Genomic DNA, 15,517 nt, shown 5'->3' with positions numbered 1-15,517 from the left:
GAAGCGCTCCTGAAAAGGGAAAGAATCGGTGCACAGCATACACGGGGATGTCAGGGCTTTCGAAACAACTCGCGACTGACCAGCGGCCGTCCGCCCAGGTGCACGGCCAGGGCCTGACGCATCAGGCGCTTGGCGGCGGACAAGGCACCGGGGGCGGTCCAGTCCGCTTCGCTCATGGCCAGCAGTTCGGCGCCCTGGAACAGGCCGGGTTGCAACAGATAGACGCGCTCGAGGCCCGCGTCCACTTGCAGGCGGTACATGCCGTCGGCGGCGACGGGATCACCGTGCAGGTCGTTGTGCAGTTCAAAGCCGTAACCCAGGTCATCCAGCAGGCGCCATTCAAACGCGCGCAGCAGCGGCTCCAGGGGACGGCCTTCCGCCAGGGCGAGCAAGGTGGCGGCGTAGTGATCGAAGACGGCCGGGTGCGGGTCTTCGGCGGGCAACAGACGGATCAGCAGCTCATTGAGGTAGAGCCCGCTGAACAGCGCATCACCATTGAGCCAGGCAGAGGTGCCGACGCTTTCCAGGCGGCCGACGTTCTTCAACTCGCCCTTGCCACGAAACTCCACGTCCAGCGCCACGAAGGGCCGCGCCAACGTTCCGGCCTTGCCCCGCGCACTGCGCAAAACCGCGCGCAGACGACCTTGGGGCGTGAGGAAGTCCACCAGCGCGCTGGTCTCACGGTAGGCGCGGCTGTGCAAGACGTAGGCAAGCTGGCTGGGCGGTGGGGATTGGGACATGGGTTCTCGATCTTGAAAACAACATCAGCCTGATGTGGGAGGGGGCTTGCCCCCGATGGCAGTCTGTCAGTCACTTATTGGTTAACTGACCCACCGCTATCGGGGGCAAGCCCCCTCCCACATTTTCTGCCCTGCGGTGTGCTTACAGGTCGCCGTAGCCCAGGGAGCGCAATGCACGCTCGTCATCGGACCAGCCACCCTTAACCTTCACCCACAGGTTGAGCATGATCTTGGAGTCGAACAGCAGCTCCATGTCCTTGCGCGCTTCGGTGCCGATGCGCTTGATGCGCTCGCCCTTGTCGCCAATGATGATTTTCTTCTGGCCGTCGCGTTCAACCAGGATCAACGCATGGATGTGCAGGGTTTTGCCCTGCTGCTTGAACTCTTCGATTTCAACGGTGATCTGGTACGGCAGCTCGGCGCCCATCTGGCGCATGATTTTCTCGCGTACCAGTTCGGCGGCGAGGAAGCGGCTGCTGCGGTCGGTGATCTGGTCTTCCGGGAAGAAGTGCTCGTTTTCCGGCAGGTAGCCGGCGATCACGCGCTCCAGGGCTTCGAGGTTGTGCCCGTGCTGCGCCGAGATCGGCATGATCTGGGCGTTCGGCAGTTGTTCCTGCAGCCAGGTCAGGTGCGGCATCAGCTCGGCTTTGTCTTCGATACGGTCGGTCTTGTTCAGCGCGACGATCAACGGGCCGGTGACGTACTGCACGCGCTCGAGGACCATCTGGTCTTCGTCGGTCCACTTGGTGCGGTCAACCACGAAGATCACCACGTCGACGTCTTTCAACGCTGCCGAAGCGGTCTTGTTCATGTAGCGGTTAAGCGCCTTTTCACCACCTTTGTGCATGCCTGGGGTGTCCACGTAGACCGCTTGCACATTGCCTTCGGTCTTGATGCCCAGCATGTTGTGGCGGGTGGTCTGCGGCTTGCGCGAGGTGATCGCAAGCTTCTGGCCGAGGATGTGGTTCAGCAGCGTGGACTTGCCCACGTTCGGGCGGCCGACGATGGCAACATAGCCACAGCGTGTTGCGGTTGAATCAGTCATGGCCATTCTCCACGCCCAGGGCAATCAGTGCTGCAGCGGCCGCTACCTGTTCGGCAATACGACGGCTCACACCCTGACCTCGGCTTTTTTCGTTCAGTAAGGTGATTTCACATTCCACGAAGAACACACGGCAATGCGGCTCACCCTGGATATCCACCACTTCGTAGCGTGGCAGTTCACAACCGCGGGACTGCAGGTATTCCTGCAGGCGGGTCTTGGGATCTTTGTTGGTGTCGACCAGCGTCAGGCTCTCGATTTCCGAAGCCAGCCACGCGACCACGCGCTCCTTGGCCGTCTCCATCCCTGCATCGAGGTAGATCGCACCGATCAATGCCTCCAGGGCATCAGCCAGGATCGACTCGCGACGGAAACCGCCGCTTTTCAATTCACCGGAGCCCAGTCGCAGGTACTCGCCCAGGCCGAACCCGCGAGCCAGCACGGCCAGGGTCTCGCCTTTCACAAGGCGCGCACGCAGGCGCGAAAGCTGGCCTTCACGGGCCTGGGGAAAGCGCTCGAAGAGCGCCTCACCGGCGGCGAAATTGAGGATGGCATCACCGAGGAATTCCAGGCGCTCGTTATTGCGCCCTGCAAAGCTGCGGTGTGTGAGGGCAAGGACCATCAATTCCTGGTCCTTGAAGGTGTAGCCGAGCTGGCGCTCGAGACGACTAAGAGAAACGGTCACGGTTTATCCATATCTAGTTGGTGGCACCGGCGGCCATCGACGATTGACGCAGTGTTCAAATTCAAATCCTGATTGCTGCTGCAAGGAGCCGGAAAATGTCCAAGCCCCAGAAAAGCATTCGGCGCTGTGATCACAGCGCCGCCTGTATTACCTGATCAGCCCCACCCGCGAGAAGTTCGGCAGGTGGCTGAGCTTGGGTTCGGGCCAACTCATCCAGACCGCGAAGGCTTTGCCGACGATATTCTCGTCGGGCACCATGCCCAGCAGGTCCTTGGGAATGGTGGGGTCATCCCAGTAGCGGCTGTCATTGGAGTTGTCGCGGTTGTCGCCCATCATGAAGTAGTGCCCGGCAGGCACTTTCCATTGGCCATCGGGCATCGCGCGGTAGCGGCTCATTTCCTTGCGGATCTGGTGCTCTACCGTACCGAGTTTTTCCTGGTACAGCTCGGCACTGCCCAAGGTGTTCGGCTCTGCACCCAGCAACTTCTCGGCCACCGACTCACCGTTGATGAACAGGCGCTTGTCGCTGGTGTAGCGGATCACGTCGCCCGGCAGGCCGACCACGCGCTTGATGTAGTTGACGTTCGGGTCGCTTGGGTAGCGGAACACCATCACATCACCGCGCTGCGGGTCGCCGATCTCGATGACTTTCTTGTCGATCACCGGCAAGCGGATCCCGTAGGAAAACTTGTTCACCAGGATGAAGTCGCCCACGTCCAGGGTAGGTTTCATCGAGCCCGACGGGATCTGAAACGGCTCCACCAGGAACGAACGCAGCACCAGCACGATGAACAACACCGGGAAGAACGACTTGCCGTATTCAACCAGCAAGGGCTCTTTGTTCAGCTTCTCGACCACCACCGCATCGGGCTGGCTGACGCTGCCCTGATAGGAAGCGATAGCCGCCCGCCGACGCGGGGCGAAGAACACCAGATCGAGCAACGCCAGGAAACCGCAAACGGCAACGGCGATGACCAGCAACAGCGGGAAATTTAGTGACATAGGACCTAACTATCCAACCTGAGCACCGCAAGGAAGGCTTCTTGTGGAATTTCCACGTTGCCCACTTGCTTCATGCGTTTTTTACCGGCCTTTTGCTTCTCAAGCAGCTTGCGCTTACGGCTTACGTCACCGCCGTAGCATTTGGCCAGTACGTTCTTTCTGAGAGCCTTGACGGAAGTCCTCGCAATGATCTGCCCGCCAATGGCGGCCTGGATCGCGACGTCGAACATCTGGCGCGGAATCAGTTCTTTCATCTTTTCGGTCAACTGGCGACCTTTGTAGTGCGCGTTGTCCTTGTGCACGATCAGTGCCAGGGCATCGACCTTGTCGCCGTTGATCAGTACATCCAGTTTCACCAGATTGGCCGATTGGTAACGGTCGAAATGGTAGTCCAGCGAAGCATAGCCGCGACTGGTGGATTTGAGACGGTCGAAGAAGTCGAGTACCACTTCGTTCATCGGCAAATCGTAGGTCACTTGCACCTGGGTACCGAGGAACAACATGTCGTGCTGCACGCCACGCTTTTCGATACACAGGGTGATGACGTTGCCCAAGTGCTCCTGCGGAACCAGGATATTGGCCCGCACGATTGGCTCGCGCATGTCTTCAATGGACGACAGGTCCGGAAGCTTGGACGGGTTGTCGACGTAAATCGTTTCACCGGTTTTCAGCGCCAGCTCAAAAATAACCGTGGGTGCAGTGGTGATCAGGTCCAGGTCGTACTCGCGCTCCAGGCGCTCCTGGATGATTTCCATGTGCAGCATGCCCAGGAACCCGCAGCGGAAGCCGAAACCAAGGGCGTCGGAGCTTTCCGGGGTGTACTGCAACGACGAGTCGTTGAGGGTCAGCTTTTGCAGGGCTTCGCGGAAGTCTTCGAAGTCGTCGGAGCTGACCGGGAACAGGCCGGCGTAGACCTGCGGCTGGATGCGCTTGAAGCCCGGCAGCACGTCGACATCGGGGGTGGAACTCAAGGTCAGGGTGTCACCTACCGGTGCCCCATGAATGTCCTTGATACCGGCGATGATGAAGCCCACTTCACCGGCCTTCAGGTCAGTGGTGGCGGTGTGCTTGGGGTTGAATACACCGACGCTGTCCACCAGGTGGATCTTGCCGGTGGACTTGACCAGGATCTTGTCGCCCTTCTTCACGCGGCCGTGGCGCACGCGCACCAGGGAAACAACGCCCAGGTAGTTGTCGAACCAGGAATCGATGATCAACGCCTGCAGCGGATCTTCGTAGTTGCCGGTTGGCGCGGGGATGGTCTTGACCAGACGCTCGAGCACTTCGTCGACGCCCAGGCCGGTCTTGGCGCTGCACTCGACGGCGTCGGTGGCGTCAATGCCGATGATTTTTTCGATTTCTTCTTTTACGCGGTCCGGATCGGCCTGAGGCAGGTCGATCTTGTTCAGCACCGGCATGACCTCCAGGCCCTGCTCGATGGCGGTATAGCAGTTGGCCACGGATTGGGCCTCGACGCCCTGGCCGGCGTCGACCACCAGCAAGGCCCCTTCACAGGCCGCCAGCGAGCGGCTGACTTCGTAGGTGAAGTCAACGTGACCGGGGGTGTCAATGAAGTTCAGTTGGTACTTGATGCCGTCTTTAGCGGTGTAATAAAGGGTAACGCTATGGGCCTTGATGGTGATCCCGCGTTCACGCTCGAGGTCCATGGAGTCCAGGACCTGGGCTTCCATTTCACGCTCGGCAAGGCCGCCGCACATCTGGATGAATCGATCGGCCAGCGTCGACTTGCCATGGTCAATGTGGGCGATGATGGAGAAATTGCGGATATGACTCAAATCACTCACGGATCAACACTCAAAAAGGCTGCAGGCAGATTGCCCGCTGAAAAATAGCCGGGAATTGTACCTGATGCTCAGCCCGGACGTCATCTTTGCTGACCAGAACAAAAATGCCCCGCGGGGATGAGCGGGGCATTTTTTGTGCATAAGCGCGTAATCAACCGGCTCGGCGCAACAACCAGAACCCGGCGACGGCGCAGATGAACGTCGGCACCAGCACCGCGAACAAAGGCGAAAAGCCGAATACCAGGCTCGACGGCCCCAGCAGGTCCTGGGCGATACGGAAGGTAAAGCCCACCAGCACCCCGGTGAATACCCGCTGACCGAGGGTCACGGAACGCAACGGGCCGAAGATAAAGGAGATCGCCATCAATACCAGCGCGGCGGTGACCACCGGCTGCAACACCTTGACCCAGAAGGCCAGCCAGTAGCGACCGTTGTTCAGGCCCTGGTCCTTGAGGTAGTGGATGTAGCTCCACAGCCCCGAGATCGGCAGGGTTTCCGGAACCATGATCACCGTGTTGAGCAGTTCCGGCTTGAGCGCGATGTCCCATGTCTGGGTGGGCTCGTTGACCACTTCGGTGCTCGCCTTGATGCCCTCGCCCACATTGTGGAAGAGCGTGGTGGTGACGTCGCTCAGCTGCCATTTCTCGCCATCGTACTGCGCGCGCTTGGCGAAACTGGAGCTGAGCATGTGCCGCTCCTTGTCGAAGGTGTAGCGCGTGACCCCAACCAACAGCCCGCCCGGCTGCACGGCGTTGATGTGGATGAACTCGTCACCCTGGCGGTGCCACAGGCCGTGCTTGGAGCTTTGCGCATCGCCCGAACCCTGGGCCAGGGCGCGATTGGCCTGGGCGGTGGCTTCGGACGGCGGCGCGACGTATTCGCCGATCAGCACGCTGCACGCCATCAACAGCAGCATCGGCTTCATCACCGCCCAGACGATACGGCCGATGGACACGCCCGCCGCGCGCATGATGGTCAGTTCGCTGTTGCTGGCCAGGGTACCCAGGCCAATCAGGCAGCCGATCAGGCCGGCCATCGGCATCATGTCGTAGAGACGACGCGGCGCGGTCAGCGCGACGAAGCTCAGAACGTCCATGACCGTATAGGTGTCGGTGACGTTGCCCACTTCATCGATGAAGGCAAACAACGACGCCAGCCCCAGGATAATGCCCAGTACCGCCAGGATGGCGATCAGTACGCTGCTACCAATGTAGCGATCGAGCTTAGCCACGAGCCAACTCCTTCAGGCCACGACGGCTCTTCATTTTCAAACGGATAGGCTCCCAATAGAGAAGCCCCAGGCCGATTACCAGGAAAATCCCGTGCACCCACCACAGGCCCAGGGCGGGTGGAATCTTGCCCTTTTCCAGGGAACCACGGGCGGAAATCAGGATGGTCAGGTAGGCCATATACAGCAGGATCGCCGGCAGCAGCTTGAGGAATCGGCCCTGACGCGGGTTGACGCGCGACAGCGGCACCGCCATCAAGGTTACGATGAATACCAGCAGCGGCAGGGACAGGCGCCATTGCAGCTCGGCGATGGAGCGCAGTTCCTGGCTACCGAACAGCGACGCCGTCGGCAGTGCATCGCGGTCGGTGACCTCGTCGCTGATCTCGGGCTTGGGCAGCATGACGCCGTAGGTGTCGTACTTGATCACGCGGTAGTCGGCCAACCCCGGGCTGCCATCGTAGCGATAGCCGTTGTCCAGGATCAGGTAGCGGCTGCCGTCGGGGCGCACTTCCTGGCGCCCACCGTCGGCCACCAGAATCGAGATGCCGCGGTCTTTCTGGTCGGTGCCGAGGTTTTTCTGGGAAATGAACACACCGCTCAGGTTCGAACGGTCTTCGGTCATCTGCTCGGTGTAGGTCACACGCGTGCCGTCGTTGAGCGCCTGGAAACGCCCGGGTTCGAGGGTGTCGAACTCGGTCATCGCGTCCTGCTTGTTCAGCAGCAGCTGGAACTGCATGGCCCCCTGGGGCGCCAGGCTCAGGCTCAACCAAGCCACCAGCAGTGCAACACCGGCAGCCGGCACCAGGGTCATGGCCAGCAGGCGCTGCTGGCTCATGCCGGTGGCCGACAGCACGGTCATCTCGCTTTCGAGATACAGCCGGCCATAGGCCAGCAGGATGCCAAGGAACAGGCCGAGCGGCAGGATCAGTTGCAAAAAGCCCGGCAGGCGAAAGCCCATGATCAGGAACAGAGAGCCCGGATCCAGGGCGCCCGAGGCGGCCTGTGCGAGGAATTTGACGAAACGACCACTCATGATGATGACCAGCAATACCGCACTCACGGCACTCAGGGTCAACAGGACTTCGCGGGACAGATAACGGAAGACGATCAAACCAGACACTCCAGGGTTGTCAGGCTAAGGCGGCCAAACAAGCAAGCATACCGAGTCGACCCGCTTGCACGGGCCGGCTAAAAAGATGGCGCATTATCCTGTGATTGACCGCGCCTGTCACTGCGCAACCTCATGCGCATGCACAAAGCGTGCTTCGAGGGTTGTCAGGCTCCGCTGGCGAGGTTCAAACTGCGGCCTTTGTCGCTGGCGGTTTACAACGCCGCCAAGCTTTAAAGCCTGAGTACAAACGCCAGGCTCACCGACCTTTATAAGGGACCCGAAAATGGAATTGGTTGTAAAAAGCGTTAGCCCCGAAACGTTGAAAACCGCCACCCTCGTGGTCGCTGTCGGCGAAGGCCGCAAACTCGGCGTTGCCGCCAAGCAACTGGATGAACTGAGCGGCGGCGCCATCAGCGCCGTGCTCAAGCGCGGCGACCTGGCCGGCAAAGTCGGCCAGAGCCTGCTGCTGCAGAGCCTGCCGAACCTCAAGGCCGAGCGCGTATTGCTGGTGGGCGTGGGCAAGGACGCTGAGCTGGGCGACCGTCCGTTCCGCAAGATCATCAGCGGCATCCTCAACACTCTTAAAGGCCTGGGCGGCACCGATGCAGCCCTGGCACTCGACGAGATCGTCGTCAAAGGCCGTGACAGCTACGGCAAGACCCGCCTGCTGGCCGAAAGCCTGGTGGACGGCGGCTACGTCTTCGACCAGTTCAAAAGCCAGAAAGCCGAACCCCGCGCGCTGAAGAAAATCACCCTGCTGACCATCAAGGCCGCCCAGGCTGAAGTCGAACGCGCCGTCACTCATGCAACGGCTATCGCCAAAGGCATGTCGTTCACCCGCGACCTGGGCAACCTGCCGCCGAACATCTGCCACCCGACCTTCCTCGGCGAACAGGCCAAGGCGCTGGGCAAAGAATTCAAGGGCCTCAAGGTTGAAGTGCTGGACGAGAAAAAGATCAAGGACCTGGGCATGGGCTCGTTCTATGCCGTGGGCCAGGGCAGCGACCAGCCGCCACGCCTGATCGTGATGCAATACAACGGCGGCAAGAAGTCCGAGAAGCCTTACGCCCTGGTCGGCAAAGGCATCACCTTCGACACCGGTGGCATCAGCCTCAAGCCGGGCGCCGGCATGGATGAGATGAAGTACGACATGGGCGGCGCCGCCAGCGTGTTCGGCACCCTGCGTGCCGTGCTGGAACTCAAGCTGCCGGTCAACCTGGTGTGCATCCTGGCCTGCGCCGAGAACATGCCGAGCGGCGGTGCCGCCCGCCCAGGCGATATCGTCACGACCATGAGCGGCCAGACCGTGGAGATCCTCAACACCGACGCCGAAGGCCGCCTGGTGCTGTGTGACGCGCTGACCTACGCCGAACGCTTCAAGCCGCAAGCAGTGATCGACATCGCCACCCTGACCGGTGCCTGCGTGGTGGCCCTGGGCGCCCATACGTCGGGCCTGCTGGGCAACAACGACGAACTGATCGAGCAACTGCTCAGCGCCGGCAAGGCCGCCGACGACCGCGCCTGGCAGCTGCCGCTGTTCGATGAGTACCAGGAGCAACTGGACAGCCCGTTCGCCGACATCGCCAACATCGGCGGCCCGAAAGCCGGCACCATCACCGCCGCGTGCTTCCTGTCGCGGTTCGCCAAGAACTTCAACTGGGCGCACCTGGACATCGCCGGCACTGCCTGGACCAGCGGCGGCAAGGACAAAGGCGCCACTGGCCGTCCGGTACCCCTGCTGACCCAGTACCTGCTGGATCGCGCCAAAGCCTAAGCGCCCCCGGCCCTTCTGTAGGAGCGAGCTTGCTCGCGAAGATCGCCAACGATACCGCGCGCCCCCTGGATGAACGCGGTGTCCTCTGGTTTTCGCGAGCAAGCTCGCTCCTACAGAACTGGCGGGCCAGCACCAGGAACCGCAATGACCCAAGTCGACTTCTATATATTGCCCAGCGCCGACCCGTCCGCGCGCCTGGACTTTGCCTGCAAGCTCACCGAAAAAGCCTGGCGCATGGGCCATCGCATCTACCTGCATTGCAGCGATGCCGCCCAGCGCGAGGACCTCGATGCGCGCCTGTGGCGTTTCAAGGGCGAAAGCTTCGTGCCCCACGGCCCCGCCGAATCGGAACCCGACAGCCTGGTAGTGCTGGGCCTCGGGGACAATTGCGGCAATCACCATGACCTGCTGGTCAACCTTGACCTGAAAGTACCCGCCTTTGCCAAAGCCTTCGCCCGCGTGGCGGAAGTGGTGGTGGAAGACCCGGCTATTCGTCAGGCCGCGCGGGAGAGTTTCCGTTTCTACCGCGAACAGGGCTATCCTCTGCAGGATCACCGGCTACAACGACTTTGAGTACATGATGGACACGCCCAACCCGCTGAAAAAAGACGACCACCTGCTGGACGACCTCGAGTCGATCCGCCAGTTGCTGGGTGATGATGGTTTGCAACCGCCGCTGTTGACCGAACCGGTCGAGGGCGAGGTACAGATTCCGCTGTTGTTCGACATGGTCGGCAACAAGCCTGCTGCTGCGCCGGAGCCTATGGTGACACCGCCCGCTCCCGCCGCAGAAAAAGCCCCCGACGCTTTGCTGCTGCACTTGGACAACGAACTGCGCGCCGCCGCGCAACTGATCATGCAAGACGTGATCGACGACTTTGCCCCGCACATCGAAGCCGAGATCAAGCGACGGATGGATGCGCGGATGGAGCGGCTGTTGAGCCAGTACCAATCCTGAACCAGACATAAATCCCCTGTGGGAGGGGGCTTGCCCCCGATAGCAGTGTGTCAGTCAGTGATGTTGTGACTGATCCACCGCTATCGGGGGCAAGCCCCCTCCCACATGTGATCGCATGCACCTCAAGCCTGTCTTCGCCTCGCCCTTCGCCCTATCCCCCGTTATACTTGCCGGCTTTCCTGAATAAATGCCAACTAGGGTCCCGCCGCGCATGGATAAGACCTATCAGCCCCACGCTATCGAAACTTCCTGGTACAACACCTGGGAGTCCGAGAACTATTTCGCCCCACAAGGTGCGGGCGACTCCTACACCATCATGATTCCGCCGCCGAACGTCACTGGCAGCCTGCACATGGGCCATGGCTTCAACAACGCGATCATGGATGCATTGATCCGCTTCCGCCGCATGCAGGGTCGCAACACCCTGTGGCAACCGGGCACCGACCACGCGGGTATCGCCACCCAGATGCTGGTGGAACGCCAACTGGAAGCCACCGGCCAAAGCCGTCACGACCTGGGCCGCGAGAAATTCCTGGAGAAAATCTGGGAGTGGAAAGACCAGTCCGGCGGCAATATCAGCCGTCAGATCCGTCGCCTGGGTTCGTCCGTGGACTGGAGCCGCGAGCGCTTCACCATGGACGACGGCCTGTCGGAAGCGGTGAAGGAAGCTTTCGTACGCCTGCATGAAGACGGCCTGATCTACCGCGGCAAGCGCCTGGTCAACTGGGACACCAAGCTGCACACGGCAATTTCTGACCTCGAAGTGGAAAACCACGACGAGAAAGGTTTCCTGTGGAACCTCAAGTACCCGCTGGCTGACGGCGCCAAGACCGCTGAAGGCAACGACTACCTGATCGTCGCCACCACCCGTCCGGAAACCATGCTCGGCGACGCCGCCGTCGCGGTTAACCCGAACGACGAGCGCTACCAGGCACTGATCGGCAAGTTCGTCGAGCTGCCGCTGGTGGGCCGCCGCATCCCGATCATCGCGGACGACTATTGCGATCCTGAGTTCGGCACCGGCTGCGTGAAAATCACCCCGGCCCACGACTTCAACGACTACGAAGTCGGCAAGCGCCACAACCTGCCGCTGCTCAACATCTTCGACAAGAACGCCGCCGTACTGCCGGCCTGCCAGGTATTCAACCTGGACGGCACGCTGAACGAGAGCATCGACGGCCAGATCCCGGCCGAATACGCAGGCCTGGACCGCTTCGAAGCGCGCAAGCAGATCGTGGCCGCCTTCGACGCCGCCGGCTTGCTGGTGAGCGTGGACGACCACGCGCTGAAAGTGCCGAAGGGCGACCGTTCCGGCACCGTGATCGAGCCGTGGCTGACCGACCAGTGGTACGTGTCCACCAAGCCGCTGGCCGAGCCGGCGATTGCCGCCGTGGAAGACGGTCGCATCCAGTTCGTGCCCAAGCAGTACGAGAACATGTACTTCTCGTGGATGCGCGACATCCAGGATTGGTGCATCAGCCGTCAACTGTGGTGGGGCCACCGGATTCCAGCCTGGTACGACGAGTCGGGCAAGGTCTACGTAGGCCGCGACGAAGCCGAAGTGCGTGCCAAGCACAACCTCGGCGCCGACATCGCGCTGCAGCAGGACAACGACGTACTGGACACCTGGTTCAGCTCCGGCCTGTGGACGTTCTCCACCCTGGGCTGGCCGCAGCAGACCGAATTCCTGAAGAAATTCCACTCCACCGACGTGCTGGTCACCGGCTTCGACATCATTTTCTTCTGGGTTGCCCGGATGATCATGCTGACCATGCACTTGGTGAAGAACGAAGACGGCACGCCGCAGGTACCGTTCAAGACCGTGTACGTGCACGGGCTGGTGCGCGATGGCCAGGGCCAGAAGATGTCCAAGTCCAAGGGCAACGTCCTGGACCCGCTGGACATCATCGACGGCATCGACCTGGAAACCCTGGTGCAGAAACGCACCTCGGGCCTGATGCAGCCCAAACTGGCGAAGAAGATCGAAAAGCAGACCCGCGACGAATTCGCCGACGGCATTGCCAGCTACGGCACCGACGCCCTGCGCTTCACGTTCTGCTCGCTGGCCTCCACCGGCCGCGACATCAAGTTCGACATGGGCCGCGTCGAAGGCTACCGCAACTTCTGCAACAAGATCTGGAACGCCGCACGCTACGTGCTGGATAAAGGCGAAGACTGCGGTCAGAACGGCGAAGCCTTCGAGCTGAGCCTGGCCGACCGCTGGATCATTTCGCAGTTGCAGCGCACCGAAGCCGAAGTGACCCGCCAGCTCGACCAGTTCCGTTTCGACCTGGCCGCACAGGCGCTGTACGAGTTCATCTGGAACCAGTATTGCGACTGGTACCTGGAACTGTCCAAGCCCGTACTGTGGGACGAAAACGCGCCGGTCGAACGCCAACGTGGCACTCGCCGCACCCTGGTGCGGGTGCTGGAAGTGGCGCTGCGCCTGGCGCATCCGTTCATGCCGTTCATCACCGAAGAAATCTGGCAGCGCCTGGCGCCGCTGGCCGGTATCCAAGGCAAAACCATCATGCTGCAGCCTTGGCCGGTGGCCAATGAAGCCCGTATCGATGAAGCCGCCGAAAGCGATATCGAATGGCTCAAGACCTTGATGCTCGGCACGCGCAACATCCGCGCCGAGATGAACATCGGCCCAGGCAAGCCGCTGGCCGTGTTCGTCAAGAACGCCAGCGCCGAAGACCAGCGTCGCCTCAGCGAGAACGATGCGCTGCTCAAGAAACTGGCCAAGCTGGAGTCGATCACCGTATTGGCTGCAGGCGCCGAAGCACCGCTGTCCGCCACCGCGCTGGTTGGCGACATGGAGGTGCTGGTGCCGATGGCCGGCCTGATCGACAAGGGCGCGGAACTGGCTCGCCTCGACAAGGAAATTGCCCGCCTGCAAGGCGAAGTTCAGCGCGTGGGCGGCAAGCTGTCCAACGCGGCGTTCGTCGACAAGGCGCCGGCAGAAGTCATCGAGAAGGAACGCGCCAAGTTGGCCGAAGCTGAACAGGCTTTGGGCAAACTGGCCGAGCAACATGCGCGGATTTCCAGCCTGTAAGGGGGCAACCCGTGTAAAAAAGAGACCTTCGGGTCTCTTTTTTTTGCCTGATCGTTCCCGATCTCCTGCTGGCAATGCAGTCAATGTGGGAGGGGGCTTGCCCCCGATGGCGGTGGGTCAGTTAACAGATAATTGACTGACACACTGCCATCGGGGGCAAGCCCCCTCCCACATTTGACCGAGTTATCCTCGGGAATGTGTGACAATGGCCGCCACTTTGAGCCAACACCAGAATCATCATGACCGCCCCCACTACACCCAAACCTCCACGCAAGAAGCCCAAGACTGCAGCCACGGCCAAACCCGTCGTGCCACGCAAAGAGGCTACCCTGCATCCGCGCAACCGCCACACAGGCCGTTACGACTTCCCGGCGCTGATCAAGACCACGCCCGAGCTGGCGAAATTCGTGATCATCAACCCCTACGGCAAGGAAAGTATCGACTTTGCCAGCCCGGATGCGGTGCGGGTGTTCAACCGGGCGTTGCTCAAGTCGTTCTATGGCATCCAGCACTGGGACATTCCCGCCGATTACCTGTGCCCGCCGGTGCCAGGGCGTGCCGACTACGTGCACTTCCTCGCCGACCTGCTGGCCAGCGTCAACGACGGCAAGATTCCGCGCGGTTCCATCGTCAAGGTGCTGGACATCGGCATGGGCGCCAACTGCGTCTACCCGCTGATTGGCTACATGGAGTACCGCTGGAACTTCCTGGGCTCGGAAGTCGACCCTATCGCCGTTGCCGCCGCCAAGGCCATCGTGCAGTCCAACGACCTGAGCAAGGTCATCGAGCTGCGCCAGCAACCCAACCCCAAGCAGATCCTGTTGGGCCTGCTGGAGCCGGGCGAGCGTTTCGACCTGACCATGTGCAACCCGCCGTTCCACGCGTCCATGGACGAAGCCACCAAGGGCAGCGAGCGCAAGTGGCGCGCCCTGGGCAGAGCCGACCCCAAGCGCAAGTTGCCGGTGCTGAACTTCGGTGGCCAGTCGGCCGAGCTGTGGTGCGAGGGTGGTGAAGCGCGTTTCGTCACGCAACTGATCGCTGAAAGTGCGCACTTTGCCCACAAGGTGCTGTGGTTCAGCACACTGGTGTCAAAAGCGTCAAACTTGCCCGCGATCGAGACTGCACTGAAAAAAGCCGGCGTACTGGAAAGCCAGGTGGTGGAAATGTCCCAGGGCCAGAAGCAAAGCCGCTTTGTGGCCTGGACTTTCCAGACCAAGAACGAACAGCAAATCTGGCGTCAGCGCTGGGTGCGATAGCACCCACCTGTAGGAGCGAGCTTGCTCGCGAAGATCTTGTAGGCACCGCGTACATCCAGGATGACCGCATTATCGTTAACGTTTTTCGCGAGCAAGCTCGCTCCTACAGTTAAATGCCAAATAGCAGGCAACAAAAAACCGTGCCCGGATCACTCCGGAGCACGGTTTTTTTACGGCGTCTTACTTGTTAACAGCGTCGGTCAGGCCTTTGGCCACAACCAGCTTGATAACTTTCTTGGCAGCGATTTCGATGGCAGCGCCAGTCGAAGGGTTACGGCCAGTACGGGCAGGACGCTCGGTCACTTTCAGCTTGCCGATACCTGGCAGAGTGATTTCGCCGCCGTTTTCCAGCTGATCGGCAACGATCTGGCCCAGTTGGTCCAGCGCTGCGCGCGCGGTGGTTTTTGGCGCGTCGATAGCTTCAGCGATATCAGCGATCAGTTGGTCTTTAGTCAAAGCCATTGTGGTGTTCCTTCCCTATCAAATTCATATGGATTGCAGAGTGCAGTGTCAGCCGTCGAGCCCGACCGTCGTGGGTCTGGCGCCCCGGCTATAACCTCGGAGAACGGGGTTATAGATGCTTGAAACGGGGATTGGTTCGACCTGACAAATGCTGAATGCACGCTTAACGCCGAGACTTGGCGTAAGACGGGGCAAAACTAGCACAGAGACGGGGAAATATCCGCCTCAACATACCCATTTGGTCAGCTTTATCGCTCTAAACCGTGAAAAAAAGGCATATGCCCGGTCGGAGAACATCCAAAACGCCCTTCCGGGCGCGTCTTGACCAATGGGTGCGGTACACTGGGCAACTTTTTGGGGGAGGCTCACCGCTCCCCTTCAACCAGCCGAGAA

13 protein-coding genes are annotated in these 15,517 nt (G+C 60.9%); 5 read left to right on the top strand and 8 right to left on the bottom strand.

Annotation, left to right across the window (positions count from 1 at the left end; translation table 11 throughout):
- Positions 1 to 50: 50 nt before the first annotated feature.
- The 7 genes from recO to lptF form a co-directional block, all read right to left on the bottom strand.
- Positions 51 to 740, bottom strand: coding sequence for a DNA repair protein RecO (recO, locus tag C4J94_RS05800; RefSeq protein ID WP_124385298.1), 690 nt, complete (start codon positions 738 to 740; stop codon positions 51 to 53).
- A 142-nt stretch (positions 741 to 882) separates the two neighbouring features.
- Positions 883 to 1,785 carry a GTPase Era gene (gene era / locus C4J94_RS05795; RefSeq protein WP_005785147.1) on the bottom strand — a complete coding sequence of 301 codons (903 nt, stop codon included), beginning with the start codon at positions 1,783 to 1,785 and terminating at the stop codon, positions 883 to 885.
- The gene (gene rnc, locus C4J94_RS05790; protein WP_003188856.1) at positions 1,778 to 2,467 is read right to left on the bottom strand and encodes a ribonuclease III; all 690 of its coding nucleotides are present in this window, start codon (positions 2,465 to 2,467) and stop codon (positions 1,778 to 1,780) included. Before rnc ends, era begins: the two co-directional genes overlap by 8 nt.
- 147 nt (positions 2,468 to 2,614) lie before the next feature.
- Positions 2,615 to 3,469: a signal peptidase I gene (lepB, locus tag C4J94_RS05785; protein ID WP_124385297.1), complete on the bottom strand. Its 855-nt coding sequence runs from the start codon at positions 3,467 to 3,469 to the stop codon at positions 2,615 to 2,617.
- 5 nt (positions 3,470 to 3,474) lie between these two features.
- The gene (gene lepA / locus C4J94_RS05780; protein WP_003210439.1) at positions 3,475 to 5,274 is read right to left on the bottom strand and encodes a translation elongation factor 4; all 1,800 of its coding nucleotides are present in this window, start codon (positions 5,272 to 5,274) and stop codon (positions 3,475 to 3,477) included.
- 151 nt (positions 5,275 to 5,425) lie between these two features.
- Positions 5,426 to 6,505 (bottom strand): LPS export ABC transporter permease LptG, encoded by a 1,080-nt coding sequence (lptG, locus tag C4J94_RS05775; RefSeq protein ID WP_124385296.1) that lies wholly within the window; start codon positions 6,503 to 6,505, stop codon positions 5,426 to 5,428.
- A complete protein-coding gene (gene lptF, locus C4J94_RS05770) occupies positions 6,498 to 7,616 on the bottom strand; it encodes an LPS export ABC transporter permease LptF (RefSeq protein ID WP_124385295.1) in 1,119 nt (372 codons plus the stop codon). The genes lptG and lptF overlap by 8 nt, the downstream gene beginning before the upstream one ends.
- A 283-nt stretch (positions 7,617 to 7,899) precedes the next feature.
- Between lptF and C4J94_RS05765 the strand changes: the two genes are divergently transcribed.
- The 5 genes from C4J94_RS05765 to rlmF all read left to right on the top strand — a co-directional run bounded on the left by C4J94_RS05765 (position 7,900) and on the right by rlmF (position 14,662).
- Complete coding sequence (locus C4J94_RS05765; protein ID WP_124385294.1) at positions 7,900 to 9,390, top strand: leucyl aminopeptidase; 1,491 nt, start codon at positions 7,900 to 7,902, stop codon at positions 9,388 to 9,390.
- Between the two features lie 144 nt (positions 9,391 to 9,534).
- Positions 9,535 to 9,963, top strand: coding sequence for a DNA polymerase III subunit chi (locus tag C4J94_RS05760; protein WP_124385293.1), 429 nt, complete (start codon positions 9,535 to 9,537; stop codon positions 9,961 to 9,963).
- A gap of 7 nt (positions 9,964 to 9,970) precedes the next feature.
- Positions 9,971 to 10,348: a DNA polymerase III subunit chi gene (locus C4J94_RS05755; protein ID WP_124388926.1), complete on the top strand. Its 378-nt coding sequence runs from the start codon at positions 9,971 to 9,973 to the stop codon at positions 10,346 to 10,348.
- Positions 10,349 to 10,559: 211 nt separating this feature from the next.
- Positions 10,560 to 13,406 (top strand): valine--tRNA ligase, encoded by a 2,847-nt coding sequence (locus C4J94_RS05750; protein ID WP_124385292.1) that lies wholly within the window; start codon positions 10,560 to 10,562, stop codon positions 13,404 to 13,406.
- A 239-nt stretch (positions 13,407 to 13,645) separates the two neighbouring features.
- The gene (gene rlmF, locus C4J94_RS05745; RefSeq protein WP_124385291.1) at positions 13,646 to 14,662 is read left to right on the top strand and encodes a 23S rRNA (adenine(1618)-N(6))-methyltransferase RlmF; all 1,017 of its coding nucleotides are present in this window, start codon (positions 13,646 to 13,648) and stop codon (positions 14,660 to 14,662) included.
- A gap of 180 nt (positions 14,663 to 14,842) precedes the next feature.
- Here rlmF and C4J94_RS05740 read toward each other — a convergent pair whose 3' ends face one another.
- Entirely contained in the window at positions 14,843 to 15,124 is a 282-nt protein-coding gene (locus C4J94_RS05740) for an HU family DNA-binding protein (protein ID WP_005785131.1), read from the bottom strand.
- Between the last annotated feature and the right edge of the window lie 393 nt (positions 15,125 to 15,517).

Source organism: Pseudomonas sp. R5-89-07, from assembly GCF_003851685.1.
Classification (GTDB): Bacteria; Pseudomonadota; Gammaproteobacteria; order Pseudomonadales; family Pseudomonadaceae; genus Aquipseudomonas.
This window is presented reverse-complemented; position numbering and strand designations above follow the sequence as displayed.

Coding starts and splice junctions, on each gene's coding strand:
- recO (WP_124385298.1), bottom strand. CDS start 740: ATGTCCCAATCCCCACCGCCCAGCCAGCTTGCCTACGTCTTGCACAGC.
- era (WP_005785147.1), bottom strand. CDS start 1,785: ATGACTGATTCAACCGCAACACGCTGTGGCTATGTTGCCATCGTCGGC.
- lepB (WP_124385297.1), bottom strand. CDS start 3,469: ATGTCACTAAATTTCCCGCTGTTGCTGGTCATCGCCGTTGCCGTTTGC.
- C4J94_RS05765 (WP_124385294.1), top strand. CDS start 7,900: ATGGAATTGGTTGTAAAAAGCGTTAGCCCCGAAACGTTGAAAACCGCC.
- C4J94_RS05760 (WP_124385293.1), top strand. CDS start 9,535: ATGACCCAAGTCGACTTCTATATATTGCCCAGCGCCGACCCGTCCGCG.
- C4J94_RS05755 (WP_124388926.1), top strand. CDS start 9,971: ATGGACACGCCCAACCCGCTGAAAAAAGACGACCACCTGCTGGACGAC.
- C4J94_RS05750 (WP_124385292.1), top strand. CDS start 10,560: ATGGATAAGACCTATCAGCCCCACGCTATCGAAACTTCCTGGTACAAC.
- rlmF (WP_124385291.1), top strand. CDS start 13,646: ATGACCGCCCCCACTACACCCAAACCTCCACGCAAGAAGCCCAAGACT.
- C4J94_RS05740 (WP_005785131.1), bottom strand. CDS start 15,124: ATGGCTTTGACTAAAGACCAACTGATCGCTGATATCGCTGAAGCTATC.